This window comes from Castellaniella sp. S9, assembly GCF_027257175.1.
Lineage (GTDB): Bacteria > Pseudomonadota > Gammaproteobacteria > Burkholderiales > Burkholderiaceae_B > Castellaniella.
This window is the reverse complement of record NZ_JAPFGD010000002.1, coordinates 432,597-457,075: the sequence shown is the minus strand read 5'-3', so window position 1 is coordinate 457,075 and position 24,479 is coordinate 432,597. Positions and strand designations below refer to the sequence as shown.

24 protein-coding genes and 1 tRNA gene are annotated in these 24,479 nt (G+C 65.7%); 8 read left to right on the top strand and 17 right to left on the bottom strand.

Annotated elements, in window-relative coordinates; genetic code table 11:
- Positions 1–7 precede the first annotated feature (7 nt).
- The 8 genes from nuoH to OOZ48_RS04835 all read right to left on the bottom strand — a co-directional run bounded on the left by nuoH (position 8) and on the right by OOZ48_RS04835 (position 8,087).
- Positions 8–1,081: an NADH-quinone oxidoreductase subunit NuoH gene (nuoH, locus tag OOZ48_RS04870; RefSeq protein WP_269496190.1), complete on the bottom strand. Its 1,074-nt coding sequence runs from the start codon at positions 1,079–1,081 to the stop codon at positions 8–10.
- The gene (gene nuoG, locus OOZ48_RS04865; protein ID WP_269496188.1) at positions 1,081–3,408 is read right to left on the bottom strand and encodes an NADH-quinone oxidoreductase subunit NuoG; all 2,328 of its coding nucleotides are present in this window, start codon (positions 3,406–3,408) and stop codon (positions 1,081–1,083) included. The genes nuoH and nuoG overlap by 1 nt, the downstream gene beginning before the upstream one ends.
- Positions 3,409–3,423: 15 nt before the next feature.
- Complete coding sequence (gene nuoF, locus OOZ48_RS04860; RefSeq protein WP_442867537.1) at positions 3,424–4,716, bottom strand: NADH-quinone oxidoreductase subunit NuoF; 1,293 nt, start codon at positions 4,714–4,716, stop codon at positions 3,424–3,426.
- Positions 4,717–4,790: 74 nt separating this feature from the next.
- The gene (gene nuoE, locus OOZ48_RS04855; protein ID WP_269496182.1) at positions 4,791–5,279 is read right to left on the bottom strand and encodes an NADH-quinone oxidoreductase subunit NuoE; all 489 of its coding nucleotides are present in this window, start codon (positions 5,277–5,279) and stop codon (positions 4,791–4,793) included.
- A 42-nt stretch (positions 5,280–5,321) separates the two neighbouring features.
- Positions 5,322–6,575 carry an NADH-quinone oxidoreductase subunit D gene (locus OOZ48_RS04850; protein ID WP_269496179.1) on the bottom strand — a complete coding sequence of 418 codons (1,254 nt, stop codon included), beginning with the start codon at positions 6,573–6,575 and terminating at the stop codon, positions 5,322–5,324.
- Between the two features lies 1 nt (position 6,576).
- Positions 6,577–7,191: an NADH-quinone oxidoreductase subunit C gene (locus OOZ48_RS04845; protein ID WP_269496176.1), complete on the bottom strand. Its 615-nt coding sequence runs from the start codon at positions 7,189–7,191 to the stop codon at positions 6,577–6,579.
- A 42-nt stretch (positions 7,192–7,233) separates the two neighbouring features.
- The gene (locus tag OOZ48_RS04840; RefSeq protein ID WP_269496173.1) at positions 7,234–7,710 is read right to left on the bottom strand and encodes a NuoB/complex I 20 kDa subunit family protein; all 477 of its coding nucleotides are present in this window, start codon (positions 7,708–7,710) and stop codon (positions 7,234–7,236) included.
- Between the two features lie 17 nt (positions 7,711–7,727).
- Positions 7,728–8,087, bottom strand: a complete 360-nt coding sequence (locus OOZ48_RS04835; protein WP_269496170.1) for an NADH-quinone oxidoreductase subunit A — start codon at positions 8,085–8,087, stop codon at positions 7,728–7,730.
- Between the two features lie 352 nt (positions 8,088–8,439).
- On the opposite strand from OOZ48_RS04835, the gene OOZ48_RS04830 reads away from it, so the two are divergent.
- On the top strand, positions 8,440–9,177 hold the full coding sequence (locus tag OOZ48_RS04830) for a DUF4351 domain-containing protein (protein ID WP_269496168.1): 738 nt from the start codon (positions 8,440–8,442) through the stop codon (positions 9,175–9,177).
- A gap of 210 nt (positions 9,178–9,387) precedes the next feature.
- On the opposite strand, the gene OOZ48_RS04825 is transcribed toward OOZ48_RS04830, so the two are convergent.
- Entirely contained in the window at positions 9,388–10,509 is a 1,122-nt protein-coding gene (locus OOZ48_RS04825; protein WP_269496165.1) for a porin, read from the bottom strand.
- Positions 10,510–11,034: 525 nt separating this feature from the next.
- Positions 11,035–12,180, bottom strand: coding sequence for a porin (locus tag OOZ48_RS04820; protein WP_269496162.1), 1,146 nt, complete (start codon positions 12,178–12,180; stop codon positions 11,035–11,037).
- 399 nt (positions 12,181–12,579) lie between these two features.
- Here OOZ48_RS04820 and OOZ48_RS04815 point away from each other — a divergent pair, with 399 nt between their 5' ends.
- Both OOZ48_RS04815 and OOZ48_RS04810 read left to right on the top strand, forming a co-directional pair.
- On the top strand, positions 12,580–13,722 hold the full coding sequence (locus tag OOZ48_RS04815) for an alpha-hydroxy acid oxidase (RefSeq protein ID WP_269496338.1): 1,143 nt from the start codon (positions 12,580–12,582) through the stop codon (positions 13,720–13,722).
- 102 nt (positions 13,723–13,824) lie between these two features.
- Entirely contained in the window at positions 13,825–15,054 is a 1,230-nt protein-coding gene (locus tag OOZ48_RS04810; protein ID WP_269496158.1) for a nucleoside recognition domain-containing protein, read from the top strand.
- Positions 15,055–15,093: 39 nt separating this feature from the next.
- On the opposite strand, the gene OOZ48_RS04805 is transcribed toward OOZ48_RS04810, so the two are convergent.
- A complete protein-coding gene (locus OOZ48_RS04805; RefSeq protein WP_269496156.1) occupies positions 15,094–16,008 on the bottom strand; it encodes an ATP adenylyltransferase family protein in 915 nt (304 codons plus the stop codon).
- A gap of 168 nt (positions 16,009–16,176) precedes the next feature.
- Between OOZ48_RS04805 and OOZ48_RS04800 the strand changes: the two genes are divergently transcribed.
- The 4 genes from OOZ48_RS04800 to OOZ48_RS18515 all read left to right on the top strand — a co-directional run bounded on the left by OOZ48_RS04800 (position 16,177) and on the right by OOZ48_RS18515 (position 17,658).
- Positions 16,177–16,716: a hypothetical protein gene (locus OOZ48_RS04800; protein ID WP_269496153.1), complete on the top strand. Its 540-nt coding sequence runs from the start codon at positions 16,177–16,179 to the stop codon at positions 16,714–16,716.
- Between the two features lie 23 nt (positions 16,717–16,739).
- A complete protein-coding gene (locus OOZ48_RS04795) occupies positions 16,740–16,958 on the top strand; it encodes a hypothetical protein (RefSeq protein ID WP_269496150.1) in 219 nt (72 codons plus the stop codon).
- A 245-nt stretch (positions 16,959–17,203) separates the two neighbouring features.
- Positions 17,204–17,476, top strand: coding sequence for a DUF1902 domain-containing protein (locus tag OOZ48_RS04790; RefSeq protein WP_269496147.1), 273 nt, complete (start codon positions 17,204–17,206; stop codon positions 17,474–17,476).
- Positions 17,473–17,658: a type II toxin-antitoxin system HicA family toxin gene (locus OOZ48_RS18515; protein WP_442867527.1), complete on the top strand. Its 186-nt coding sequence runs from the start codon at positions 17,473–17,475 to the stop codon at positions 17,656–17,658. Before OOZ48_RS04790 ends, OOZ48_RS18515 begins: the two co-directional genes overlap by 4 nt.
- Before the next feature lie 246 nt (positions 17,659–17,904).
- Here the strand turns inward: OOZ48_RS18515 and OOZ48_RS04785 are convergent.
- From OOZ48_RS04785 to cysS, 6 genes are all read right to left on the bottom strand, one after another.
- Positions 17,905–17,997: transfer RNA gene (locus tag OOZ48_RS04785), tRNA-Ser, on the bottom strand.
- Between the two features lie 38 nt (positions 17,998–18,035).
- A complete protein-coding gene (locus tag OOZ48_RS04780) occupies positions 18,036–19,304 on the bottom strand; it encodes an aspartate kinase (protein WP_269496145.1) in 1,269 nt (422 codons plus the stop codon).
- Positions 19,305–19,354: 50 nt separating this feature from the next.
- Positions 19,355–20,368 (bottom strand): tRNA lysidine(34) synthetase TilS, encoded by a 1,014-nt coding sequence (tilS, locus tag OOZ48_RS04775; protein WP_269496142.1) that lies wholly within the window; start codon positions 20,366–20,368, stop codon positions 19,355–19,357.
- A complete protein-coding gene (locus OOZ48_RS04770) occupies positions 20,368–21,333 on the bottom strand; it encodes an acetyl-CoA carboxylase carboxyltransferase subunit alpha (protein WP_269496139.1) in 966 nt (321 codons plus the stop codon). Before OOZ48_RS04770 ends, tilS begins: the two co-directional genes overlap by 1 nt.
- A gap of 28 nt (positions 21,334–21,361) precedes the next feature.
- Complete coding sequence (locus tag OOZ48_RS04765; RefSeq protein WP_269496136.1) at positions 21,362–22,015, bottom strand: DNA-3-methyladenine glycosylase family protein; 654 nt, start codon at positions 22,013–22,015, stop codon at positions 21,362–21,364.
- Positions 22,016–22,018: 3 nt separating this feature from the next.
- The gene (cysS, locus tag OOZ48_RS04760) at positions 22,019–23,461 is read right to left on the bottom strand and encodes a cysteine--tRNA ligase (protein WP_269496133.1); all 1,443 of its coding nucleotides are present in this window, start codon (positions 23,459–23,461) and stop codon (positions 22,019–22,021) included.
- Between the two features lie 276 nt (positions 23,462–23,737).
- On the opposite strand from cysS, the gene OOZ48_RS04755 reads away from it, so the two are divergent.
- On the top strand, positions 23,738–24,322 hold the full coding sequence (locus OOZ48_RS04755; RefSeq protein ID WP_269496130.1) for a tetratricopeptide repeat protein: 585 nt from the start codon (positions 23,738–23,740) through the stop codon (positions 24,320–24,322).
- Positions 24,323–24,479 lie beyond the last annotated feature (157 nt).

Here is a 24,479-nt window from a genome sequence, read left to right as displayed (position 1 = left end):
GTACCTCTTATTGCCAGATGTTCCAGGGCGTCTGCATCCAGATCGCCACCACCACCAGCCAGACGCCGGTCAGCGGGATGAAGACCTTCCAGCCCAGGCGCATGATCTGGTCGTAGCGGTAGCGCGGGAAGGTGGCGCGGAACCAGATGAACATGGACACCACGACGAAGGTCTTGAGGCCCAGCCAGATCCAGCCCGGTACCCAGGTGAAGGGCGCGAAATCCAGCGGCGGCAGCCAGCCGCCCAGGAACATGATCGAGGCCACCGCCGAGAGCAGGATCATGTTGGCGTATTCGCCCAGGAAGAACAGCGCGAAGCCCATCCCCGAATATTCGACCATGTGCCCGGCGACGATTTCCGATTCGCCCTCGACCACGTCGAACGGATGGCGGTTGGTCTCGGCCACCGACGAGACCACGTAGATCACGAACAGCGGCAGCAGCGGCAGCCAGTTCCAGGACAGGAAGCCGAGCCCCATGGCGGCGAAGGTGCCCACGCCCTGCCCCTCGACGATGCCGCTGAGGTTGAGCGTGCCCGACACCAGCAGCACCGTCACCATGACGAAGCCGATGGCCAGTTCGTAGGACACCATCTGGGCGGCCGCCCGCAGCGCGCCCAGCAGGGCGTACTTGGAGTTGGAGGCCCAGCCGGCGACGATCACGCCGTAGACGCCCACCGAGGTGATCGCCATGATGAACAGCAGGCCGGCGTTGATGTCGGCCAGGACCACCTCGGGCTGGAAGGGAATCACCGCCCAGGCGGCCAGGGCCGGCATCAGGGTGACCACCGGGGCCAGGATGTACAGCACATTGTTGGCCTTGGAGGGGACGATGAGTTCCTTGGTGAGGAGCTTGAAGACATCGGCGAAGGGCTGCAGCAGGCCGCGGTAGCCCACGCGCGTGGGCCCGAGCCGCACGTGCATGGCGCCGATCATCTTGCGTTCCCAATAGGTGAGGTAGGCCACGCACAGGATGATGGGCACCGCGATGACGACGATCTTGATCAGCGTCCAGACCACCAGCCAGGGCGTCTCGCCGATCAGGCCGGTGCCGTAGGCGTTGAGGGCGTTCAACCAGTCCATTAGATTCGCTCCACGGTGATTTGGCCCTGACCGCAGCCCAGGGCGGCGGTCTGCTCGAACGCGCCGGCGATGCGCACGGCGCCGTCGGCCACGGCGGGGTCCAGGGCCGCCGGCAGTTCGATCGCGCCATGGGCGCTGGAGATCCGCAGCGCATCGCCGTCCTGCGCGCCGAGGGCCTGCAGCGTGGCCGCGTTCATCGCGGCGCGGGGCGGCGCCGAGGCGACGTGTTCCTGCAAGGGCTGCGAGCGGCGCACCAGGGCGTCGCTGCGATAGATGGGCACCTCGGGAATGCGCTCCAGGCCCTGAGCCGGGGCGTGCAGGCCGGGGGCCGTGCGGATCGCGTTCGACAGGCGGCCCTCGAGGCCGCCCACCATCACGGTGTCGCGCACCGACTCGGAGGTCTCGTCGTCAAAGCCCTGCAGTTCGAACAGGTTGCCCAGCACGCGCAGGACCTTCCAGGCGGGACGGGTGTCGCCCACCGGGACGGCCACGCCCTTGAAGCTTTGCGCCCGCCCCTCGGCGTTGACGAAGGTGCCGGAGGTCTCGGTGAACGGCGCCACCGGCAGCATCACGTCGGCCCAGTCCTCGGCCGCCGAGCGGTACGAGGTCAGCGCCACCGCCAGCGCGGAACCTTGCAGCGTGCGCACGGCGCGCTCGCCCAGGTCGCTGTCCAGCCGCGGCTCGGCATGCAGCACGATGTAGGCCTTGAGCGGCTGGGCCAGCATGCGCGCCGCGTCCAGGCCGCCTTGCGAGGGCACGGCGCCGGCCAGATAGCCGCCGACCGTGTTGCCGCCGGCCGTGAGGAAGCCGAAGGTGCCGCCGGCCGCCTGCGCCAACGCGGCGGCGTTGGCCGCCAGCAGCGCGGCCTGGTCCGAGGCCACCGCCATGTTGCCCAGCAGCACCGCGACACGCTCGCCCGAGGCGAGGCTGGCGGCGATCGCCCGCGCGGACTCGCCCGGCTGCACGCCGGCGAAGGCCTCGGGCGCGGCCTGGCCGGCCTGTTCGGCCAGCGCCACCGCGACCTCGGCCAGCGCGTTGGCACAGGCCGAGGGCGCCACGGTCATGCGCGCCGCGACCGGCACCAGCGGATCGGTGGTCACGGACTCGATCAGCGAAAGCTGCATGCCGTGCTTGGCCGCCTGGCGCAGGCGCTGTGCGAACAGCGGATGGTCCTTGCGCAGGAACGAACCCACCACCAGCACGCGGTCCAGGTGGTTCAGGCCCGCAATCGGCAGGCCCAGCCAGGGCGCGCCGGAGAGCGCGCCGTCCAGCGCGGCGCCGTCGCCGCGCAGGCGGAAGTCGACGTTGTCCGAGCCCAGTGCGCGCGTCAGCCGCGCCAGCAGGGCGAGTTCCTCGAGCGTGGCGGTCTCGGTGCCGATGGCGCCGATCTGGGCCGGGCCGGATTCCTCGCGCACCTGGTTGATGCCGTCGACCACGGCCTGCAGGGCGTCGGACCACGAGGCCTCATGCCACTGGCCGTCGCACCCCTTGACCATGGGATGCTGCAGCCGATCCTCGGTGTACAGCCCGCAATAGGCGAAACGATCGCGGTCGCTGATCCAGCATTCGTTGACGTCCTCGTTCTCGAACGGCACGACGCGCATGACACGGTCCATCTTGGTCTGGACCACGAGGTTGGCGCCCACGCTGTCGTGCGGGCTGACCGAACGGCGGCGGGCCAGTTCCCAGGTCCGCGCCGACATCATGAAGGGCTTGGACAGCAGCGCGCCCACGGGACACACGTCGATCATGTTGCCGGACAGTTCGGATTCGACGGCCTCGCCCACGAAAGTGGTGATCTCGGAAAATTCGCCGCGGTTGAGCATGCCGACTTCCATGATGCCGCCGATTTCCTCGCCCACGCGGATGCAGCGCGTGCAATGGATGCAGCGCTGCATCTGTTCGGCCGAGATCAAGGGGCCCATGGGCTTGTGGAAGACCACGCGCTTGGGTTCCTTGTAGCGCGAGGCCGACTCGCCGTAGCCCATCGCCAGGTCCTGCAGCTGGCACTCGCCGCCCTGGTCGCAGACCGGGCAATCCAGCGGGTGGTTGATCAGCAGGAACTCCATGACGGCGCGCTGCGCGGCCACGGCCTTGTCGGAGCGGGTGTGCACCACCATGCCGTTGGTCACCGGGGTGGCGCAGGCCGGCAGCGCCTTGGGCGCCTTTTCGACCTCGACCAGGCACATGCGGCAGTTGGCCGCGATGCTCAGTTTCTTGTGATAGCAGAAATGCGGAATGTAAAGGCCGGCCGCATGCGCGGCCTGGATGACCATGCTGCCCTCGGCGGCTTCGACCTTGAGGCCGTCTATGGTGAGTTCTACCATGAGCGTGTCCTGATCCTACAGATATTTGGACACCACACAATCCTTGTGCTCGATGTGGTGTACGAATTCGTCGCGGAAGTGCTTGATGAAGCTGCGCACCGGCATGGCGGCGGCGTCGGCCAGGGCGCAGATGGTGCGTCCCATCATGTTGTGCGCGACCGAATCCAGGGTTTCGATGTCCTCGGGCGTGCCGCGTCCGTGCTCGACGCGATGCATCATGCGGTAGAGCCAGCCGGTGCCCTCGCGGCACGGCGTGCACTGGCCGCAGGATTCCTCGAAATAAAAGTACGACAGGCGCATCAGGGATTTGACCATGCAGCGGGTGTCGTCCATGACGATGACCGCGCCCGAGCCCAGCATGGACCCGGCCTTGGCGATCGAGTCGTAGTCCATGTTGGTCTGCATCATGATGTCGGCGGGCAGCACCGGGGCGCTGGAGCCCCCCGGAATCACCGCCTTGAGCGTGCGCCCGCCGCGCATGCCGCCGGCCAGCTCCAGCAGCGTCGCGAAAGGCGTGCCCAGCGGGATTTCATAGTTGCCGGGAAGTTCGACGTCGCCCGAGATGGAGAATATTTTCGTCCCGCCGGCGTTGGGGATGCCAACCTCGAGGTATTCCTGGGCGCTGTGGCGAAAGATCCAGGGCACCGCGGCGAAGGTTTCCGTGTTGTTGACGGTGGTGGGCTTGCCGTACAGGCCGAAACTGGCCGGGAACGGGGGCTTGAAGCGCGGCTGGCCTTTCTTGCCCTCCAGCGATTCCAGCAGCGCCGTTTCCTCGCCGCAGATGTAGGCGCCGAAGCCATGGAAGGCATGCAGTTGGAAATCGAATCCCGAGCCGAGGATGTCGGTGCCCAGGAAGCCGGCCTCGCGGGCCTGTTCCAGCGCCTCTTCGAAGCGCTCGTAGATCTGGAAGATCTCGCCGTGGATGTAGTTGTAGCCCACGCTGATGCCCATGGCGTAGCCGCCGATGATCATGCCCTCGATCACGGAATGCGGGTTGTAGCGCAGGATGTCGCGGTCCTTGAAGGTGCCGGGCTCGCCCTCGTCGGAATTGCAGACCAGGTATTTCTGGCCCGGCAGGTTGCGCGGCATGAAGCTCCATTTGAGGCCGGTCGGAAAGCCCGCGCCGCCACGGCCGCGCAGGCTGGAGGCCTTGACCTCGGCGATCACGTCCTCGGGCTTCATGCCCGTGGTGAGGATGCGGCGCAGGCCCTCATAGCCGCCGCGCGCCACGTAGTCCTCGAGGCCCCAGTTGCTGCCGTCCAGGCCCGCCAGGATCTGCGGCTGGATGTGGCGGCCGTGAAAGATCATGCTGCGCGAGGGATCCCCGCCCAGGTCCGGGGACAGCGCGTCCGTGGAGAATTTCTGCAATACGTCCAGACCGCTCATGCCGACTCCTGTTTGAGTTCGCCGATCAGGGCGTCGATCTTTTCCGGTTGCATGCGGCAGCACATGTGCTTGCCGTTGACGATCATGACGGGCGAATCGCCGCAGGCGCCCATGCACTCGCCCTCGACCAGGGTGAACAAGCCGTCGGCGGTGGTCTCGTGGAAGTCGATCCCGAGCTTTTCCTTGAGGTACTCGGCCGATTTCACGCCGTCCTGCAGCGCACAGGGCAGGTTCGTGCAGATCGCCAGCGTGTAGCGCCCGACCGGCTTGGTGTTGTACATGTTGTAGAAGGTCGCGACCTCCTGGACCGCGATGGGCGGCTGGCCCAGGTACTGGGCGACGTCGCGGATGATCTCGGGCGACACCCAGCCATGCTCGTCCTGGGCGATGGTGAGCGCGGCCATCACGGCCGAGCGTTTCTGTTCGGGCGGGAACTTGGTCAGTTCCCGGTCGATCTTGCGGTAGGCTTGTTCGGAAAGCAGCATAGGGATCTCTGATTGGCGTCCTGTGGCGGTCGACGAGGCCGGCTAGCGGTCGATCTCGCCGAACACGATGTCCTGGGTGCCGATGATGGTCACCACGTCGGAAATCATGTGGCCGCGCGACATTTCCTCGAGCGATTGCAGGTGGGCGAAGCCGGGCGCGCGGATCTTGACCCGGTAGGGCTTGTTGGCGCCGTCGGACACCATGTAGATGCCGAATTCGCCCTTGGGATGCTCGACGGCGGCGTAGGCCTCGCCCTCGGGCACGTGCATGCCCTCGGTGAACAGCTTGAAGTGATGGATCATGTCTTCCATGCCGGTCTTCATGCGCTCGCGCTTGGGCGGCGCGACCTTGTGGTTGTCGACGATCACCGGGCCCGGATTGTTGCGCAGCCATTCCACGCACTGGCGGATGATGCGGTTGGCCTCGCGCATCTCGGCGATGCGCACCAGGTAGCGGTCGTAGCAGTCGCCGTTGACCCCCACCGCGATGTCGAATTCCAGGCGGTCGTAGACCTCGTAGGGCTGGTGCTTGCGCAGGTCCCACTCGATGCCCGAGCCGCGCAGCATGGGGCCGGTGAAGCCCAGCGCCAGCGCGCGTTCCGGCGAGACCACGCCGACGTCGACGAGGCGCTGCTTCCAGATGCGGTTGTCGGTCAGCAGGACCTCGTATTCGTCCACGCAGGCCGGAAAACGGTTGGTGAAGTCCTCGATGAAGTCCAGCAGCGAACCCGAACGCGCATCGTTCATGGCGCGCATTTCCTTGTCGCTGCGGTACTTGCTGGGCGCGTACTGCGGCATGGTGTCGGGCAGGTCGCGATAGACGCCGCCCGGGCGGTAATAGGCCGCGTGCATGCGCGCGCCCGACACCGCCTCGTAGCAGTCCATGAGGTCTTCGCGCTCGCGGAAGGCATACAGGAACACCGCCATCGCGCCCACGTCGAGCGCGTGCGAGCCCAGCGACATCAGGTGGTTGAGGACGCGCGTGATCTCGTCGAACATCACGCGGATGTACTGGGCGCGCAGGGGCACCTCGATGCCCAGCAGGCGCTCGGTCGCCAGGCAATAGGCGTGCTCGTTGGACATCATCGACACATAGTCGAGGCGATCCATGTAGGGCAGCGCCTGCAGGAAGGTGCGGTGCTCGGCCAGTTTTTCAGTGGCACGATGCAGCAGGCCGATGTGCGGGTCGGCGCGCTGCACGACCTCGCCGTCGAGTTCCAGCACCAGGCGCAGCACCCCGTGGGCCGCCGGGTGCTGCGGGCCGAAGTTCAGGTTGTAGTTCTGGATTTCTGCCATGTCAGTACCGCTCTATTCCGTAGTGGTCCTCGCGCACCACGCGCGGCGTGATCTCGCGCGGCACAATGGTCACCGGTTGATAAATGACGCGTTTCTGCTCGGCGTCGTAGCGCATTTCCACGTGGCCGGAAATGGGGAAATCCTTGCGGAAGGGATGGCCGATGAAGCCGTAGTCCGTGAGGATGCGGCGCAAATCGGGATGCCCCTCGAACACGATGCCGTACAGGTCGAAGGCCTCGCGTTCGTACCAGTTGACCGCCGGCCACACGTCGACCAGCGAGTGCAGGACCGGGAACTCGTCGTCGGGCGCGAACACCCGCACGCGCAGCCGCCAATTGTGAGTGACCGACAGCAGGTGCACCACGACGGCAAAGCGCCGCGGGAACGACGCGGGCCCCGACTCGTAAGTCGGGGCCTTCCAGGCGGAATAGTCCATGCCGCACAGGTCGATACAGGACTCGAAGCGCAGCTGCGCGTGGTCGCGCAGGTTGCGGCAGGTGTCGATCCAGGCATCGGCGGGCACCTGCAGCGTCAATTCGCCGCGCGCCTCGACCAGGTCGGCCGCCGCGCCGAAGACCTCGCGCAAGTTGTCGTGTAGAGTCTGTAGCCGTGTCATATACAGGTCGTCGAAAGAGGTTCAGCAGGCCCGGGCACGGACCTAGCGGGCGATGGTGTTGGTCAGGCGGATCTTGTTCTGCATTTGCAGCAAGCCGTAGACCAGGGCCTCGGCCGTGGGCGGACAGCCCGGCACGTAGACGTCGACCGGGACGATCCGGTCGCAGCCGCGCACCACGGAATAGGAATAGTGGTAATAGCCGCCGCCATTGGCGCACGATCCCATGGACACGACCCAGCGGGGTTCCGGCATCTGGTCGTAGACCTTGCGCAGGGCCGGGGCCATCTTGTTGCACAGCGTGCCGGCCACGATCATCAGGTCGGACTGGCGGGGGCTGGGGCGGAAAATGATGCCGAACTGGTCCAGGTCGTAGCGGGCCGCGCCCGCGTGCATCATTTCCACCGCGCAACAGGCCAGGCCGAAGGTCATGGGCCACAGGGAGCCGGTCTTGGCCCAGTTGAGGAATTTGTCCGCGCTGGTGGTGATGAAGCCTTCGTTGAGTACGCCGTCGATTGCCATGATTGATCCCCCCGGGGTTATTCCCAGTCCAGCGCGCCGCGGCGCCACTCGTAGATGAAGCCCACCGTCAGCACGGCCAGGAACACCGCCACCGCCCAGAAGCCGACCATCCCCACCACCCCGTTGGCGATGGCCCAGGGGAACAGGAAGGCGATTTCCAGGTCGAACATGATGAACAGGATGGCGACCAGGTAATAGCGCACGTCGAAGTTCATGCGCGAATCGCCGAACGCCTCGAAACCGCACTCGTAGACGGACAGTTTTTCGGGATCGGGCCGGTTGGGCCCAAGGAACCGCCCCGCCACCAGCAAGGCCGCGCCGATCAAGGTCGCCACGATGATGAAAAGCAGCACGGGAAAGTACTGTTGCAGATTCATGCGCTAGACCTCTGTTCGCAATAACTAAACCCTGGGATTGTAGCATTTCGACAGGGTCTTTCAGCGGGATAACCCTGTGCGGAAACATATCGCGGATCGTGGCAGACAAGGTTTACATCAACCTGAACAACGGCAAAGAAGCCACCCCTCGGGGTGACTTCTTGCTTTCCAGAGCCTGACCTGCTGAAACAGGCTCAAGCGGCCCCGCGGACCGGGCGATCAGCGCGCTGCGCAGGGCACCTAGAAACCTATCCAGGCGTACTTTCCACAGGGACTATTCCGTCGCCTTCGCCGTCCCTTGCGCCAACACCTGGCCCATCATGGATACCTTCATATCTATGCGGAGGCCGCCATGGGCGAGCACGATGCCAGCTACCGGCGCCTGTTCGAGCATTCCCAACTGCTGCGCGACCTGCTCGCCTGCGTGCTGGACGCCGATTGGCTGGCGCGGCTGGACTGGTCCGGCCTGCAGCCGGTCAATATTCACTACGTCAGTGACCAGCTCCATGAGCGCGCCGGCGACGGCGCCTGGCGCGCGCCGCTGGACATGGCAGCACTGATCGAACCCCGCGTACCGGACCTGGCCGACTATCAATTGCGCATGCGCTATCTGCTGGTTGACGAGGGCGCGTTGCTGCGCGCCGGTGGTCTGCCCGACCGCAACCTGGCCGCCCTGCTGTTTCGCCTGGAGCACAGCGACAGCATTGAGAAACTGCAGGAAATCCTGCACACTCTGCAGCAGGTGCTGCAAGGACCGGGCTTCGAGGAATTGGACCGCAGCTTCACCGCATACGTGCGCCACATCGTGCTGTCGCGCGCCCAGCCCCGGGAAGCCTTGCCGCCCGTCACGAATCTGCAGGAGATCGCCATGTTGATCAGCGAAAAGCCGGGCATCTGGGCCCGCCAGTGGGAACAGGAAGGGATACAGAAGGGTGAAGCCGCCTTGCTGGAACGACAGTTAATTCGCAAGTTCGGGGCCATCTCCGATGACATGGCCAAACGCATCCGTTCCGCCACCGCCGCGCAACTCGAGACATGGTCGCTGAACATCCTCGACGCCCAGATCCTGGAGGATGTATTCCGCCAATGACGCTCTAAAAGGCCGTTCGCCGACACTGACAGGGGCACACCAAGCCGATAGGGGAACGTGGCGGTACCGGCCGACGGCAAGCAGCCACCCCGAGGGATGGCTGCTTGCATTTTCAAGAGCCCCGCCCGCTGAGACAGCCCGGCCTATTGAAACGGATCGGATGACCCGGCGGACCGGGCCTCGCAGCGTTCAGGGTTCGACGCGCGGCGATCAGAACCGGTGGTTCAGGCCGACACCGGCTTCTTTCGCCTTCACGCCATCGACGTAGGCGATGCCCGTGCCATACGAACCGTAGGCGTACACCTTGGTGCGCTTGGACAGCGGATACTGGTAGTTCAGGTGGTAGATGTTCTGGGCCTTGGCGGCGTCGCCCCACTTGTCGGCGTCATCCAGGTTGGACGAGGAACGGTTCCAGGTCGCGGCCAGGGTGCCGGTACCGACAGGCGCCGACAGACCGACGTAGTAGTTGCTGGACTTGAAGTCGTTGCCCAGCGCGTAGGCGCCGATCAGCGGCCTGGAGGTGCTGGTGTACAAATCGGAGGCCGCATTCTGCCAGCCCAGCTTGCCGTGGCGGTCCTGGCCGTAGGCCAGGGACAGTTTCACGACCTCGAAGTCGTAGGCGCCGGCGATCGCCCAGTTGGTGGTCGCCTTGTCCAGCGCGCTGCTGGCGCGGTCATAGCTGGCCGCGACGAACAGAGGGCCGTTCTCGTACATCAGGCCCGTCGACAACCAGTTGCTGCGCTCGCCAATGGACGTGGTCACGCCGGCGGTCTCGATACGCTCGATGCTCGTGCTGGGATTGCCGTAGGCAACACCCGCCTTGAAGCCCGAAAAACTGGGGGTGACGTACTTGAACGAATTGTCGATGCGGTTGCTGGAGCCCTGGCCGCCAAAGCTGCGGTCCATGTCGCCCATGCTCACCCCCTCGTTGACGTCGTGGGTGAAGCCGTTGTAGGCCAGGTTGTACTGACGGCCCATGGTGAAGGCGCCCCAGTTGTCGCTGGACAGGCCGACCCAGGCCTGGCGATGAAACAGTCTGCCGGTATTGGATGTCTGGCCGGTGCCCAAGTCGAAGCCGGCCTCGAGGTTGAAGACGGCGCGCAGGCCGTCGCCCAGGTCCTCCGAGCCGCGGACACCCCAGCGGTTGCCGCTGACCACACCGGACGTCAGACCCGAGCTGGTGCCCGTGATCCGGACGTCGTTCTTGTCGTACTTGACCTGGCTGTAGCCATAGCCGGTGTCGAGGATGCCATACATCGTGACGGACGTTTCTGCTTGAGCAACGCCGGCGAAACCGACGATCAGAGCAGCAGCGAGCAGCGTCTTTTTCATGAGAGAGATCTCCGTAGGTTGAGTGATTCAGAGCAGCCCACCAACGACGTGTGCCGCTACTCCCGTCCCTGCCGCAACGCAAACGTTGTGATCAGAGCTGCAACGGAGTCTAGCAGTGCGTAGCGCTTTTTCTAGGTGAAAATCCCTATTGAAACATATTTCAATTTAGTGACGAAATTGCTTCAATTCAATGACATACGACCCTGGATCAATGACAGGATGGCCGCAGATCCCGTGACACCCTATGAGCGGGAGACCGCCGCAGCGCTCGACGCAGCCCGGAAATCCGCCACTGTATTGCCATAAATACCCAGCCCGTCCGGGATTGCCGCATACAGGAGGTGTATTCCGCAACCCACGAACCGTTGCTCGCACGCCACATCACCCGCCTTCTTCGCGCTGCCCCCAATGCAAAAAACCACCCCAGAGGGTGGTTTTTTGCGATCAGGAACCGGAGTTCCCGAACCAGGTTCATGCGGCCCGGCGGACCGGGCCTCGCGGCATGGGATATCCCATGCGCAGCGATTAGAACTGGTGGTTCAGGCCGATACCGGCTTCGCGGGCCTTCAGGCCGTCGATGTAGGCGATGCCCGTGCCATACGAACCATAGGCGTACACCTTGGTGCGCTTGGACAGCGGGTAGCTGTAGTTCAGGTGGTAGATGTTCTGAGCCTTGGCGTCGTCGCCCCACTTGTCGGCGTCATCCAGGTTGGACGAGGAACGGTTCCAGGTCGCGGCCAGGGTGCCGGTACCGACAGGCGCCGACAGACCGACGTAGTAGTTGCTGGACTTGAAGTCGTTGCCCAGGCTGTAGGCGCCAAGCGGGGTGTTGGCATTAGCCACCGAACCGGACTGGTTGCCCCAGCCCAGCTTGCCGTAGCGGTCTTGACCAAAGCCCAGAGCCAGCTTCACGACTTCGAAGTCGTAGGAGCCGGTGATCGTCCAGTTGGTAGTCGCGTTGTCCAGCGTGTTGCTGGCGCGGTCATAGCTGGCGGCAACGTTGATCGGGCCATTGGCGTACTTCAGACCAGTCGACACCCAGTTGCTGCGATCGCCATTGTTGGCACCGAAACCAGCCGTACCAGCGGCGGTTTCGACACGGTTGACGGTGGTGACCTCGTTACCGTAGGCGACACCAAACTGGAAGCCGGAGAAGCTGGGGGTCATGTACTTGAACGAGTTGTCCATGCGGTTGCCCAGGCCCAGGCCGCCGAAGGTCTTGTCCATATCGCCCATGCTCACGCCCATGTTGTTGGCGTAGGTGGTGGCGGTACCCACGTTGTACTGGCGGCCCATGGTCAGGGTACCCCAGTTGTCGCTGGCCAGACCGAGCCAGGCTTGACGGCCGAACAGGCGGTCGGAGTTGGTCGTGCTGGAGCTTTGGGCTTGCTTACCGTTACCGATGTCAAAACCGGCCTCGAGGTTGAAAATGGCGCGCAGGCCATTGCCCAGATCCTCGGACCCACGGACACCCCAGCGGTTGCCGTTGAACACGCCGTCGCCACGCAGGCCGGAGGCGGTGCTCTTGATGACGACGCCGTTCTTGTCAAACTTGGCGTTCGAATAACCGTAGCCGGTATCAAGGATACCGTACATCGTGACGGACGTTTCTGCTTGAGCAACGCCGGCGAAACCGACGATCAGAGCAGCAGCGAGCAGAGTCTTTTTCATGTAAGAAATCTCCGTAGATTGAGTAAATCAGAGCAGCCCAACAACTACCTGTGCTGCTGCTCCTTCTAACTCCGCGATGGGAAGTTGTAGGTATTGCATCAAAAATCCGCAGGGAGCGCTATGACACCCCGTTTAAATCCGCGAGTTTCCAGCCATTGCGTTGTGTTTGAACCACAACTATGACACTTGGGTTTCAACGGATAAGGGTTTACCCTAGATTGGAAATCCAACTGCAAAATGGGGAGCCCGGACACATGACGGCGTGTCGCACATGACACCGCCGCCTCATTCGCGCGTGGGCACCGTATCATTATTGCTCATCATCGCGCTGGCGGCCATAGGGCCCGATTCGGCGCGCCCGCCGGCCTTCAGGAGATCCCCTTGCCCGCCCTCGCTCACATGACCTGCGTCGAAGACTTCCGTCGGCTCGCCCGCCGGCGCGTACCGCGCATGTTCTATGACTATATGGATTCGGGCTCGTGGACCGAGGACACCTACCGGTCGAACGAGACCGATTTCCAGGCCTTGAAATTCCGCCAGCGGGTGGCCGTGGACATTGCCCGGCGCAGCGTGCGCGCCACCCTGCTGGGCGAGGACGCCGCCATGCCGGTGATCCTGGCCCCTACGGGCCTGACGGGCATGCTGCATGCCGATGGCGAGATCCTGGCGGCACGCGCCGCAGAACGCTTCGGCATTCCGTTCACGCTGTCGACCATGAGCATCTGCTCGATCGAGGACATCGCCGCGCACACCCAGCGGCCCTTCTGGTTCCAGCTGTACGTCATGCGCGACCGCGATTTCGTCGGCCGCCTGATCGACCGCGCCAAGGCGGCGGGATGCTCGGCCCTGGTCGTCACGGTGGACCTGCAGGTGATGGGCCAGCGCCACAAGGACATCAAGAACGGCTTGTCCACCCCGCCCAAGCCGACGTTGGCCAACCTGGCCGGCCTGGCATTGCGGCCGCGCTGGTGCCTGGGCATGCTGGGCACGCGGCGGCGGGTCTTCGGCAACATCGTGGGACACGTGCAGGGCGTCAGCGACATGAGTTCGCTGGCCGCCTGGACCACGCAGCAGTTCGACGCCTCGCTCAACTGGGACGATCTGGCGTGGATCAAGGCGCGCTGGGGCGGGCGGCTGATCGTCAAGGGCATCATGGACGTCCAGGACGCGCGCCTGGCGGTCAAGGCCGGCGCCGATGCGCTGGTGGTGTCGAACCACGGCGGCCGGCAACTGGACGGGGCGCCCTCGTCGATCTCGGCCCTGCCGGCGATCGCCGACGCCGTGGGCGGTGACATCGAGGTGCTGATGGACGGCGGCGTGCGCGGCGGCCAGGACGTGTTGCGGGCGGTGGCGCTGGGCGCGCGCGGCGTGATGGTCGGGCGTGCCTTCCTGTACGCGCTGGCGGCCATGGGCGAGGCCGGCGTCACGCGATGCCTGGGCTTGATCGCCAACGAACTGGACGTCTCGATGGCCTTTTGCGGCCGCACGCGCATCGAGGATGTGGACCGGACGATATTGCTGAACCCGGGAGTGTTTGACTGATTGACGCTTCGGACTCAGGGTTTACGGTGCTTGTCATCCCACCAGCATGACAGCCGCCATTCGTAGTTCACGGCAACGACCCGCAGCGCGCTACACTGCCGCATGCTGAACATTCTGTGGCTCGGGTTTTTCCTGGTGGCAGCCGCAGCCGGCCTGTTCCAATGGCTGGCCCTGGGCGATGCCGAGGTGTTCGCGCGCCTGATCGCCAGCCTGTTCGACATGGCGGAACTGTCGGTGCAGCTCATGCTGCTCTTGTTCGGCACGCTGACGCTGTGGCTGGGGTTCCTGCGCATCGCCGAATCGGCGGGCCTGGTGGAATGGCTGGCCCGCCTGCTGGCGCCGCTGTTTCGCCGCCTCATGCCGGGCGTGCCGGCCGGCCATCCGGCGCTGGGCCTGATCACTCTGAACTTCGCGGCCAACGGCCTGGGCCTGGACAATGCGGCCACGCCGATCGGCCTGCGCGCCATGCACGCGCTGCAGACGCTCAATCCCGAGCCGCGCACCGCCACCAACGCGCAGATCCTGTTCCTGGTGCTGAATTCCTCATCGCTGACGCTGCTGCCGGTGACGATCTTCATGTACCGCGCCCAGCAGGGCGCGCCGGACCCGACCCTGGTCTTCCTGCCCATCCTGCTGGCGACTTCGGCCTCGACCCTGGTGGGCCTGTTGGCCGTGGCCTTCATGCAGCGCCTGCGGCTGCGGGATCCGGTGGTGCTGGCCTGGCTGGGCGGGACGTGCCTGATACTGGGCGGCTTCATGGCCTTGCTGGCCTCGCTCAGCGCCGCCGCCGTGGCGTCCCTGTCCTCGCTGCTGGGCAACCTGGTGCTGTTCGGCGTGATCATCGCCTTCCTGCTGGCCGGCGCCTGGAAACGCATCCCGGTCTATGAACAGTTCGTCGAGGGCGCCCGGGACGGCTTCGAGGTCTGCAAGAATCTGCTGCCCTACCTCGTCGCCATGCTGTGCGCCATCGGCGTGCTGCGCGCCTCGGGCGCGCTGGACGTGCTGCTGGACGGCATCCGCTGGCTGGTACTGACGGCGGGACTGGACGCACGCTTCGTAGACGCGCTGCCCACCGCATTGGTCAAGCCGTTTTCGGGCAGCGCCGCGCGCGCCCTGCTGATCGAGACCATGCAGCACTATGGTCCGGACAGCTTCCCCGCCCTGCTGGCGGCCACCGTGCAGGGCAGCACGGAAACCACCTTTTATGTGCTGGCCGTGTATTTCGGGGCGGTCGGGGTGCAGCGCGTGCGTCACACCGTGGGCTGCGCGCTGCTGGCGGACCTGGCCGGCGTGCTGGCCTCGATCGGGGTGTGTTATTGGTTCTTTGGCTAAGGCGGGGCCAGAGCGGCCCGGCCTCATGGCCTTCGCGCCTCAAGCGCCGGCGGTTTCCGAATCGGGGATACCGACGGCCGCCAGCGCCCTGAGCGGCCCGACGGCGCGAATCGCCTCGATCTGGGCGGGCTCGCGTACATAGACCGTGCCGCCATAGGACAAGGCGTTGAGGGACACCCCCTCGAAATGCTCGCGGCTGCGCGGCAGCACCAGCATCCAATCGTCGCCCACCAGCATGTTGCACGGCGGCAGCAGCCCGTCCTCGTCCCCGGGCTCCAAACCCAGGGCATCGCAGGCGCGGCCGAAGGCCTCGTGCATGGCTTGCGCGGCGGCCGCAGGGTCGCAACCGCGGCCGGCCTCGACACGCACAAAGCAATGACGCAGCGGCAGGCCCGGATGGCGCGCCAGGTCGCCGGGTGCCAGGCCGGCGGGCAGGCCCGCGCCCAGATGCCGCAGCGAGGCGTTGCCTGCGACGGCGGGGATCCACTGGACGTGCTTGTGCCGCTGGCTGGCGCCGGCCGCCGCGCCGCCGTTGTAGAAGCCCAGCCCGCCCGCATCGGAGAGCACCGTCGCCAGGGCAAGGAAGTCGATGGGCTCCAGCGGGCTGAGCTGCTCGGCGAACTCGCGCCGCGCCAAAACCAGATGATGCAGGCAGACGGGAAACTTGTTGAGGACGACGTTGTGATGCGCGCCCAGCGGGCCCACCGTCAACACAGGGTCGGGCGGTAGAAAGGGATTGAAATTCGGATCGCGCGGGCCGCCGGGCAAGGTGACGCCCGATGCGGCACCAGCCTTGGCCGCATCCTTGGCCGCCAATGCGGCGACCCAGCGCACGGTGAATGGCAGGCCGCCGTCGTGAATCACGACCTGTTCGGCGACAATGGGTTGCAAATCGCCCGAAGCGATCGCGGCGTCGGTGCGCTCGCGCACCGCGCGCATGAACGTCGAATCCACGGCTGTCTCCTGGTTGGGCGCAGGCACCTTCGCGACGCGCCCGGCCCGGACGGTTGTTCGGTGTGCCGATTGTAGGATATCCCCACCCCCTCTGGCGGCCGCCGCAGTGCGCTAAGATGACAGCATGCAGGCCCGGAATCTCTCGGCCGCAGGCACAGCGAGGTCGCCATGATCAAGACCAGTCCTCCCTACCGGTTCGCCACCGCGGTCCGCCTCGTCCTCATCGTCGGGTCGGGCCTCGCCCTGGGGGCATGCGCCAATATCGCAGCCACCCCGCCGGGCACGCCCCTGGACCAGGTGCAGGCACAGTTCGGCGCGCCGACCCTCACCTGCACATCGCGCGCGGGCCAGCCGCGCGCCATTTGGTCGCAACAGCCCTTCGGTCAATTCGCCTGGGGTTCGGACCTGACGCCCGACGGCCGCGTCCAGCGGATCGAGCCGGTGCTGACCGACACGCACTTCAAGGTGCTGGCCGAGGGCGAGTGGACGCCCGAGCAGGTGCGCTGCGAATTCGGCCCGCCGGCAAAAATCGATACCGTCGGCCTGCCGTCCGTGCGGCAGATCGTCTGGAACTATCGCTATCGCCAGGAGGGCGTCTGGAATTCGCTGATGTTCGTGTTCTTCGGCCGGGACGGCGCGCGGGTCACTCAATTTCACCCGGGCCCGGATCCGATGTACCTGCAGGAAGAGCGCGGGCTGCCCTTCTAGGGCCGCGATTGGTCTGGCCGACAATGGATCTGGTACCCATCTATGCGCTTCAGACCGAGTCCGAGGCCGCCGTCATCACATCGATGATGCAGGCGTACGGCATCGAGTTCTTCATCCGGGGCGGGGCATTCAGCAAGATGTACCCCGGGCCCGTGGCCACGGACCTCAACGCGCAGATGCTGATGGTTCATCGCAATGACGAACAAATCGCCAGGCAGCTGCTTGCGCCGTTCCTGAAATAGGACGCCGGCCTGCGCTACGTGCGTGTTCGATGGGGCCAGATCATCATGCTGTTGGGACAGACGGCAACTGCCCTGGATGGGGCGGTGAACAGAACAAAACGATCATGGCGGGGAGCCGGAGTGATATACTCACAGAAAGCAGCTATCCACAGGTCAGATGTGGATAAAGTGCCGAACTTGTGAATAAGTTGGTTCACATAATTCTGGGTGTAGCCTTCGTCACCCGGCACTTGCAGGAGGACATCATGTACAAGGTTGGCTACCCCCTATGGAAGGTGGTCGCTCGTAGCGGTATACCCGTCGCCTTGCAAATCAACGTCGAGTATGACAGGGAGGCACGGGTTTTTATTGCGACGAGCAAGAATCTTCGCGGTTTGGTTGTTGAGGCAGCTACAGTGGATGAGCTGGTTCAGGAAACTAACAACGCACTCGATATGCTGATGGAAAATATCTTGCGCGACGGCGAGCATTCGCCCGAACCGCTTTTCCGTTTTCCGAGAGAGACCGCCCTCGCGTGAACGGGTACTACGAAAAAGTAAAGGCCGTGCTTGAACAGCACGGCTTTTCGTTTATCAGGCAGAAGGGCTCACACCAAATGTGGGGCAGAGGACGCGTCCGCGTGACCGTTTCGACCAATTGCGTATCTCGCCACACGGCCAACACAATCATGAAGCAGGCAGGAATCGAGCAGAAGTTCTGATGGCACGTTGACGCCAGGGAATGTCAGAAATTCCGTGTTTGAGTCGGGTTGAGCCTTACACGGAAAGGCGGTTGAATCGATCCTGATAGAGGATAGCGAATTGGTTCATGGCTTGCGTCCAGTCCTGGGCAGATTCAGGGATCTGGCATAAATGGCCAGGTGGCAGGTCGGCACTTTTTACCAATTCTTTACCAGTTTCTTTACCCAGAAAAGAAAAAGCCCCTGGAAAACAAGGGCTTTGTTCTTTGGCGGAGACGGAGGGATTCGAACCCTCGATGCGGGTATAAGCCGCATGCTCCCTTAGCAGGGGAGTACCTTCAACCACTCGGCCACGTCTCCGGACAAGACCGGCATTCTAACACAGGGAAATGGCCTGCTCAGGCCTCGGGCTGGACCGATTCCTGGTCGAGCTCGAAGGCCTTGTGCAGGGCCCGCACGGCCAGCTCCATGTACTTGTCGTTGATCAGCACCGAGGTCTTGATTTCCGAGGTGCTGATCATCTGGATGTTGATGCCCTCCTCGGCCAGCGTGCGGAACATAAGGCTGGCGACGCCGACGTGGCTGCGCATGCCGATCCCCACGATGGAGACCTTGGCGACCTTGTCGTCGGAGACGACCTCGCCCGCGCCCACGGCGGGGGCGATCTGGTTGCGCAGCAGCTCGAGCGTACGGGCGAAGTCGTTGCGGTTGACCGTGAACGAGAAGTCGGTCATGCCTTGCAGCGAGATGTTCTGCAGGATCATGTCGACGTCGATGTTGGCGGCGGCCACGGGCCCGAGGATCGAATAGGCCACGCCCGGGGTGTCGGGGACGTTGCGCAGGGTGATCTTGGCCTCGTCGCGGCTGAAGGCAATGCCCGAGACAACGGCGGTTTCCATTTTCTGGTCTTCCTCGAAAGTGATGAGTGTGCCCGAGTGCATTTCGTCCTCGACCGGGATCAGGGGATCGGTCAGCGAGGACAGCACGCGCAGCGGGACATGGTATTTGCCGGCGAATTCGACCGCGCGGATCTGCAGGACCTTGGAGCCCAGCGACGCCATCTCGAGCATTTCCTCGAAGGAAATCACGTTCATGCGCCGGGCCTCCGGCACCACGCGCGGATCGGTGGTGTAGACACCGTCGACGTCGGTGAAGATCAGGCATTCGTCGGCGCCCATCGCGGCGGCCACCGCGACCGCCGAGGTATCGGAGCCACCGCGGCCCAGCGTGGTGATGTTGCCTTCGTCGTCGATGCCCTGGAAGCCGGTGACGATGACCACGCGTCCGGCGTCCAGGTCGGCCCGCACGCGCGCATCATCGATCGAGCGGATGCGCGCCTTGGTGTAGGCGCTGTCGGTGCGCACGGGCACCTGCCAGCCGGCGTAGCTACGCGCGGCCACGCCCTGGCGCATCAAGGCGATGGCCAGCAAGGCGCTGCTGGCCTGCTCGCCGGTCGCCGCCAGCATGTCGAGTTCGCGCAGATCGGGCGTGGGCGAAATTTCCCGCGCAAGGCCCAGCAGGCGATTGGTTTCGCCGGACATGGCCGAGGGCACGACCACGACCTGGTGGCCGGCGGCATGCCATTTGGCGACGCGGCGCGCGACGTTCTGAATGCGTTCGACGGAGCCCATCGAGGTGCCGCCGTACTTTTGAACGATGAGAGACATGATGCGATCGAGGTGGAAGGTCAAAAGGCGCGCGAACGCGCCAAAACTGCTTATTCTACCTGTGTTTTCGGCTCGAGCACCACGCGCCCGCGCACGCAGGCGATCCAGCGGCCGTCGTGGCGCAGCCGCATGCGCCGGTCGTGGCCCAAGGCATGCAGGCCGCGCAACTGCCGCATGAGCTCGTCCAGGCGGGCGGCGGTGGGGGCGCGCAAGCCGTGCAGGCCGAGCCAATGGCGCAGCACTTGCGCCTGGCGGACCGGCGGCAGCAGGCGCCAGGCCGCCAGGGAGAAACTGGCGGCATCCGGCGCGGGGTCCAGGCCGGCCCAGTCGGCGCGCGCGGCCTCGTCGACCAGCAGGGTCAATTCGCGGGCCTGCGCGGCATGACGCACAAGGATGTCCCGCCAGCCCGGCCAGCGATCGTCGAGCACGGGGGCCAGGCGCTCGCGCAAGGCGGCGCGGGTATAGCGCGGATCGGCGTTGCTGGGATCGTCGACCGGCCGCCAGCCGCTGCGCGCGCCATAGCGCTCGGCGCAGCGCAGGATGCGCGCGCGCGGCACCGCGAGCCAGGGGCGCAGGTAGCGCAGGCCGTCGCGCACGGTATCGGGCGCCATCGCCCCCAACGCCAGCGGCCCGGCGCCGCGCAATAGGCGCAGCAGCACCGTTTCGGCCTGGTCGTCGCGATGATGGGCCAGCAGGATGGTGCGCACGCCGGCCAGCGCCGCGAGTTGCGCGAACGCGCCGTAGCGGGCGTCGCGGGCGGCCGATTCCATGCCGTCGCCACTGATGGAGACGTCGACGCGCAGGCTATGGCAGGACATTCCCAACTGGGCGGCCAGGCGGTGGGCGTGCGCCTGCCAACGGTCGGCCTCGGCCTGCAGGCCGTGGTGCACGTGAAAAGCATGCAAAGTGCGGTGCGCCTCGGCCGCGGCGCGCGCCGCGTGCAGCGCGAGCATGGCCGAATCCGCGCCGCCGCTCAACGCCACCGCAACCGGGCCGTCACAGCCGGCCAACACCTCGCGCACGGACTGGAGCAGTTCAGGATCGCAGTCCGCTTGCCGGGGCACTAGACGCGCGCTTCCTGGAAGCGTCCGTAGGCGGCGATGCGTTCGTGGCGCAGGCGCAGGAGCTCGTCGGTATCCAGGCCCGAGACCTGGCGCAGCGCATCGGCCAGGGCGCGATGCAACTGGCGCGCCATGGTGACTGGATCGCGGTGGGCGCCGCCCACGGGCTCGTTGACCACACGATCGATCAACCCCAGGTCCTTGAGGCGCGGCGCGGTGATCGCCAGCGCCTCGGCCGCGGTGGCGGCCTTGTCGGCGCTGCGCCACAGGATCGAGGCGCAGCCCTCGGGGGAGATCACCGAGTAGGTGGCGTACTGCAGCATCATCACCACGTCGCCGACGGCGATCGCCAGGGCGCCGCCCGAACCGCCCTCGCCGATGATGGTGACGATGATGGGGACCTTGAGGCCCGCCATGGCGAACAGGTTGTGTCCGATGGCCTCGGACTGTCCGCGCTCCTCGGCGCCCACGCCGGGGTACGCCCCCGGGGTGTCGACGAAGGTGAACACCGGCAGGCGGAACTTTTCGGCCAGCCGCATCAGGCGCAAGGCCTTGCGATACCCCTCGGGCAGCGGCATGCCGAAATTGCGCATGGCGCGTTCCTTGGTGTCGCGGCCCTTTTGGTGGCCGATGACCATGCAGGGGCTGCCGTTGAAGCGCGCCAGCCCGCCCACGATCGACTGGTCGTCGGCATACATGCGATCGCCATGCAGTTCATGGAAATCGGTGAAGAGTTCGCGCACGTAATCCAGCGTGTAGGGACGCTGGGGATGGCGCGCGACCAGCGCGGTCTGCCAGGGCGTGAGTTTCGCGTAGATGCTCTTGGCCAGGGACTGGCTCTTTTGCTGCAGGCGGCTGACCTCCTCGGAGATGTCCACCGCCGAGTCCGCCTGCACGAAGCGCAGCTCCTCGATCTTGTTGTCGAGTTCCGCGAGAGGCTGTTCGAATTCGAGAAATGTATTTCGCATGAGGACTGTTTTTCCAGGGGAATGCAATTCAGTATTCGATGGCGGCGGCTTCCATGCTACGCCACAAATACCAGCTGGCGACGGTGCGCCACGGCGCCCAGGCCTGCGCGACCTCTCGCGCCTCGAAGCGCGAGACGGGCTCGCCGCTGAAATAATGCCGGGAAATCGCCTTGAGCAGCGCCGTGTCGTCCAGCGGCAGCACATCGGGACGGCCCAGGTTGAAGATCAGGAACATCTCGGCCGACCAGCGCCCGACCCCGCGAATGGTGCACAGTTCGGCGATCACCGCCGCATCGTCCATGCCGTCCCAGCAGTCGGCCTCGCCGCCGTCGGCCTGGAAATAGCCGGCCAGATCCAGCAAGTACTGCGCCTTGCGGCGCGACAGGCCCATGGCGTGCAATGAGGCCTCGTCGAAGGCGGCGATGCAGGCCGGCGACGGATCGGCGCCGCAATCCCGCACCAGGCGGCCCCACAGGTCGCGCCCCAGGGCCGGCGAGATCTGCTGCCCGATCACGATGCGCGCCAGCGTCGCGAAGGGGCTGCGGCGCGGGGCGATCGACTCGTCGCCAAAGGCGGGGATGAGCTTGCGCAGGATGCGGTCGCGCCGCATCAGGTGTTCGCAGGCGCGATCCCAATAGGCGGGGCGGTTCCGTTGGGCGACACGGCGTTCAAGGGTGTCCATCGCCTACACCCTGCGCCATTGAGTCAGCCCGCCGGCCTTGTCCTCGAGCTCGACGCCCTGGTCGCGCAGGTCGGCGCGGATCCGGTCGGCACGGGCGAAATCACGGTCCGCCTTGGCGCGGGCGCGCTCGGCCACCAGCGCGTCGATGGCCGCGGCCTCCAGCCCCGGGCCCGCCGCCCCGCCCAGATAGCGGGTCGGGGATTTCAGGTAAGCCTCGGGATCGCCCTGCAGCAGGCCCAGCACGCCGCCCAGGGCGCGCATCAGCCCGCTGGCCTGGGCGGATCCTTCGCGGTTGGCCTGGCCCGCCAGCTCGAAGAGCACGGCGACGGCGCCCGAGGTGTTGAAATCGTCGTCCATGGCGGCCTTGAAAGCCGCGGCCGCCGGATGATCCCAGTCGATCCCGGCCGGATCGGGCGGCACGTTCGCCAAGGTCTGATAGAGCCTGTCGAGGGCATGCTGCGCATCGAGCAGGTTGTCGGGCGCGTAGTTCTGGATGCTGCGATAGTGGTTGCGCACGATGAAGAAGCGCAGCATCTCGGCCTCGCGCGGGTTGGCCTCGTAGTCCGCCGCATCCTCGGCGGGCGTGCCCCCGGCCAGCGTATCGCGGATGCGCTGGAAGTTGCCCAGGGACTTGGACATTTTTTCGGCATCCACCATCATCGGGCCGCAATGCATCCAGGTCCGCGCCAGGGTGCCGCCGAAAGCGCCTTCGCTTTGGGCGATCTCGTTCTCGTGGTGGGGAAACTTCAGGTCCGGGCCGCCGCCGTGAATGTCCAGCGGCATGCCGAGCAAGGCGTGGCTCATGGCCGAGCACTCGATGTGCCAGCCAGGCCGTCCCGGCCCGTAGGGGGACGGCCAGCGCGATTCCTCGGGCTCGTCGGGCTTGGCCGCCTTCCACAGGACGAAGTCCAGGGGGTCGTGCTTGGCCGAGGCCACCGCCACGCGCTCGCCCGCACGCAGGTCGTCGAGCGACTTGCCCGAGAGCTTGCCGTAGCCCGGGAACTTGCGCACCGAGAAATTGACGTCGCCGTCCTCGCCGCGATAGGCCAGGCCGCGCGCCTCGAGCGTGCCGATGATGTCGAGCATCCGGCCCACGTATTCGGTGGCGCGCGGCTCGGCATCCGGCGGCTGGACCCCCAGGGCGCGCTCGTCGGCGCGCATGGCCTCGATGAAGAAATCGGTGACCTCGTGCATGCGCCGGCCGCTTTGCACGGCGCGCCGGATGATCTTGTCGTCGATGTCGGTGATGTTGCGCACGAAAGTCACGCGCCAGCCGCTGGCCCGCAGCCAGCGCTGCACCACGTCGAATCCCACCAGCATCCGGGCATGGCCGAGGTGGCAGAAATCGTAAACCGTCATGCCGCACACATAGATCCGCACTGTCCCCGGCTCGACGGGATCGAAGGCCTCTTTGCGGCGCGAAAGGGTGTTATAAATGTGCAGCATGATCGGTCAGGCAGGAGCGCGGAAGGCGGCGGGACGGCGGTTGCAAGGCGTGGCGCAGGCCGTGCCCGCCACAGGCATCCCGCGCACGGCAAGGCTAAAATGAGCTGACAAGTATACCTTCCCCCGACGATTTTCCTCAGCCCCAGACATAGGCGTCCCTCAGCCGTGATTCGATATTCTTTCCCCGCACTGGTCCTGTGCGCCTGCATGGCGGCGGCGTCCGCCCAAAGCCCAGCTGACCATCTTAACGCGGACGGCAGGCTTTTGGCGGACCCGGTGTACGATCCGCAAACCGGCCAGTTCACCAACCCTCCGCCGCCCGAGCGAGGCTGGCGCGCCTTCGCCGACCTGCTCGAGGCCGCCACCCCCGGCGTCAACACCGCGATCCCCCTGACGCCCTCGCAGATCACCAGCCACATCACGGCCATGCTGGACGAGGGGCGGGCCGAGGCCGCGCTGGACCTGATCCAGAAACGCCAGGCCCAGCGCGAGGAGGCCGGCAGCCTGGGCACCGACGTCCAATTGGCCTACCTGCATGGGCGCGCATTGGCCCAACTGGGCCGCCACGACGAGGCCACCAGGATCTGGCGCGAAATGACCATCGATTTCCCGGAGCTGCCGGAACCCTGGAACGCACTGGCCATCGAGTACGCCCGCATGGGCCAGCTCGAGCGCGCCCGCGAGGCGCTGCAGACCGCTCTGACGATCGATCCCGCCTTCGTGCCGGCCCTGGAGAACCTCGGCCACGTCGACACGCGCCTGGCCCAGCAGGCGTTCGATCGGGCCCGCGTGTTGCGCGGCAAACCCGCAAGGCCGGCACAGCGCCCGGTCGACCCGGACCCCGCCCATGCGGCACAATAGCGGTCCCATGCCCCGGAGACCTGCCCCGATGTCCCATCTCTCATTCCTGCGTATCCTGTCCTCCTGGATACGCGTTCTGTGCCTGGCCTGCGCCGTCGCCCTGATACCGGGCGCGGCGGCCGTCGCACAAGGCCCCACCACCCATGACCAAGGCAAG

Bases quoted from the DNA above. Each gene is read 5' to 3' on its own strand.
- OOZ48_RS04810 (WP_269496158.1), top strand. From the start codon at position 13,825: ATGCTGAACATTCTGTGGCTCGGGTTTTTCCTGGTGGCAGCCGCAGCC.
- nuoE (WP_269496182.1), bottom strand. From the start codon at position 5,279: ATGCTGCTTTCCGAACAAGCCTACCGCAAGATCGACCGGGAACTGACC.
- OOZ48_RS04795 (WP_269496150.1), top strand. From the start codon at position 16,740: ATGGATCTGGTACCCATCTATGCGCTTCAGACCGAGTCCGAGGCCGCC.
- OOZ48_RS04845 (WP_269496176.1), bottom strand. From the start codon at position 7,191: ATGACACGGCTACAGACTCTACACGACAACTTGCGCGAGGTCTTCGGC.
- OOZ48_RS04790 (WP_269496147.1), top strand. From the start codon at position 17,204: ATGTACAAGGTTGGCTACCCCCTATGGAAGGTGGTCGCTCGTAGCGGT.
- OOZ48_RS04780 (WP_269496145.1), bottom strand. From the start codon at position 19,304: ATGTCTCTCATCGTTCAAAAGTACGGCGGCACCTCGATGGGCTCCGTC.
- OOZ48_RS04840 (WP_269496173.1), bottom strand. From the start codon at position 7,710: ATGGCAATCGACGGCGTACTCAACGAAGGCTTCATCACCACCAGCGCG.
- OOZ48_RS04835 (WP_269496170.1), bottom strand. From the start codon at position 8,087: ATGAATCTGCAACAGTACTTTCCCGTGCTGCTTTTCATCATCGTGGCG.
- OOZ48_RS04830 (WP_269496168.1), top strand. From the start codon at position 8,440: ATGGGCGAGCACGATGCCAGCTACCGGCGCCTGTTCGAGCATTCCCAA.
- OOZ48_RS04820 (WP_269496162.1), bottom strand. From the start codon at position 12,180: ATGAAAAAGACTCTGCTCGCTGCTGCTCTGATCGTCGGTTTCGCCGGC.
- nuoH (WP_269496190.1), bottom strand. From the start codon at position 1,081: ATGGACTGGTTGAACGCCCTCAACGCCTACGGCACCGGCCTGATCGGC.
- OOZ48_RS04770 (WP_269496139.1), bottom strand. From the start codon at position 21,333: ATGCGAAATACATTTCTCGAATTCGAACAGCCTCTCGCGGAACTCGAC.
- OOZ48_RS04850 (WP_269496179.1), bottom strand. From the start codon at position 6,575: ATGGCAGAAATCCAGAACTACAACCTGAACTTCGGCCCGCAGCACCCG.
- OOZ48_RS04800 (WP_269496153.1), top strand. From the start codon at position 16,177: ATGATCAAGACCAGTCCTCCCTACCGGTTCGCCACCGCGGTCCGCCTC.
- nuoF (WP_442867537.1), bottom strand. From the start codon at position 4,716: ATGATCTTTCACGGCCGCCACATCCAGCCGCAGATCCTGGCGGGCCTG.
- OOZ48_RS04825 (WP_269496165.1), bottom strand. From the start codon at position 10,509: ATGAAAAAGACGCTGCTCGCTGCTGCTCTGATCGTCGGTTTCGCCGGC.
- nuoG (WP_269496188.1), bottom strand. From the start codon at position 3,408: ATGGTAGAACTCACCATAGACGGCCTCAAGGTCGAAGCCGCCGAGGGC.
- OOZ48_RS04765 (WP_269496136.1), bottom strand. From the start codon at position 22,015: ATGGACACCCTTGAACGCCGTGTCGCCCAACGGAACCGCCCCGCCTAT.
- cysS (WP_269496133.1), bottom strand. From the start codon at position 23,461: ATGCTGCACATTTATAACACCCTTTCGCGCCGCAAAGAGGCCTTCGAT.
- OOZ48_RS04815 (WP_269496338.1), top strand. From the start codon at position 12,580: ATGACCTGCGTCGAAGACTTCCGTCGGCTCGCCCGCCGGCGCGTACCG.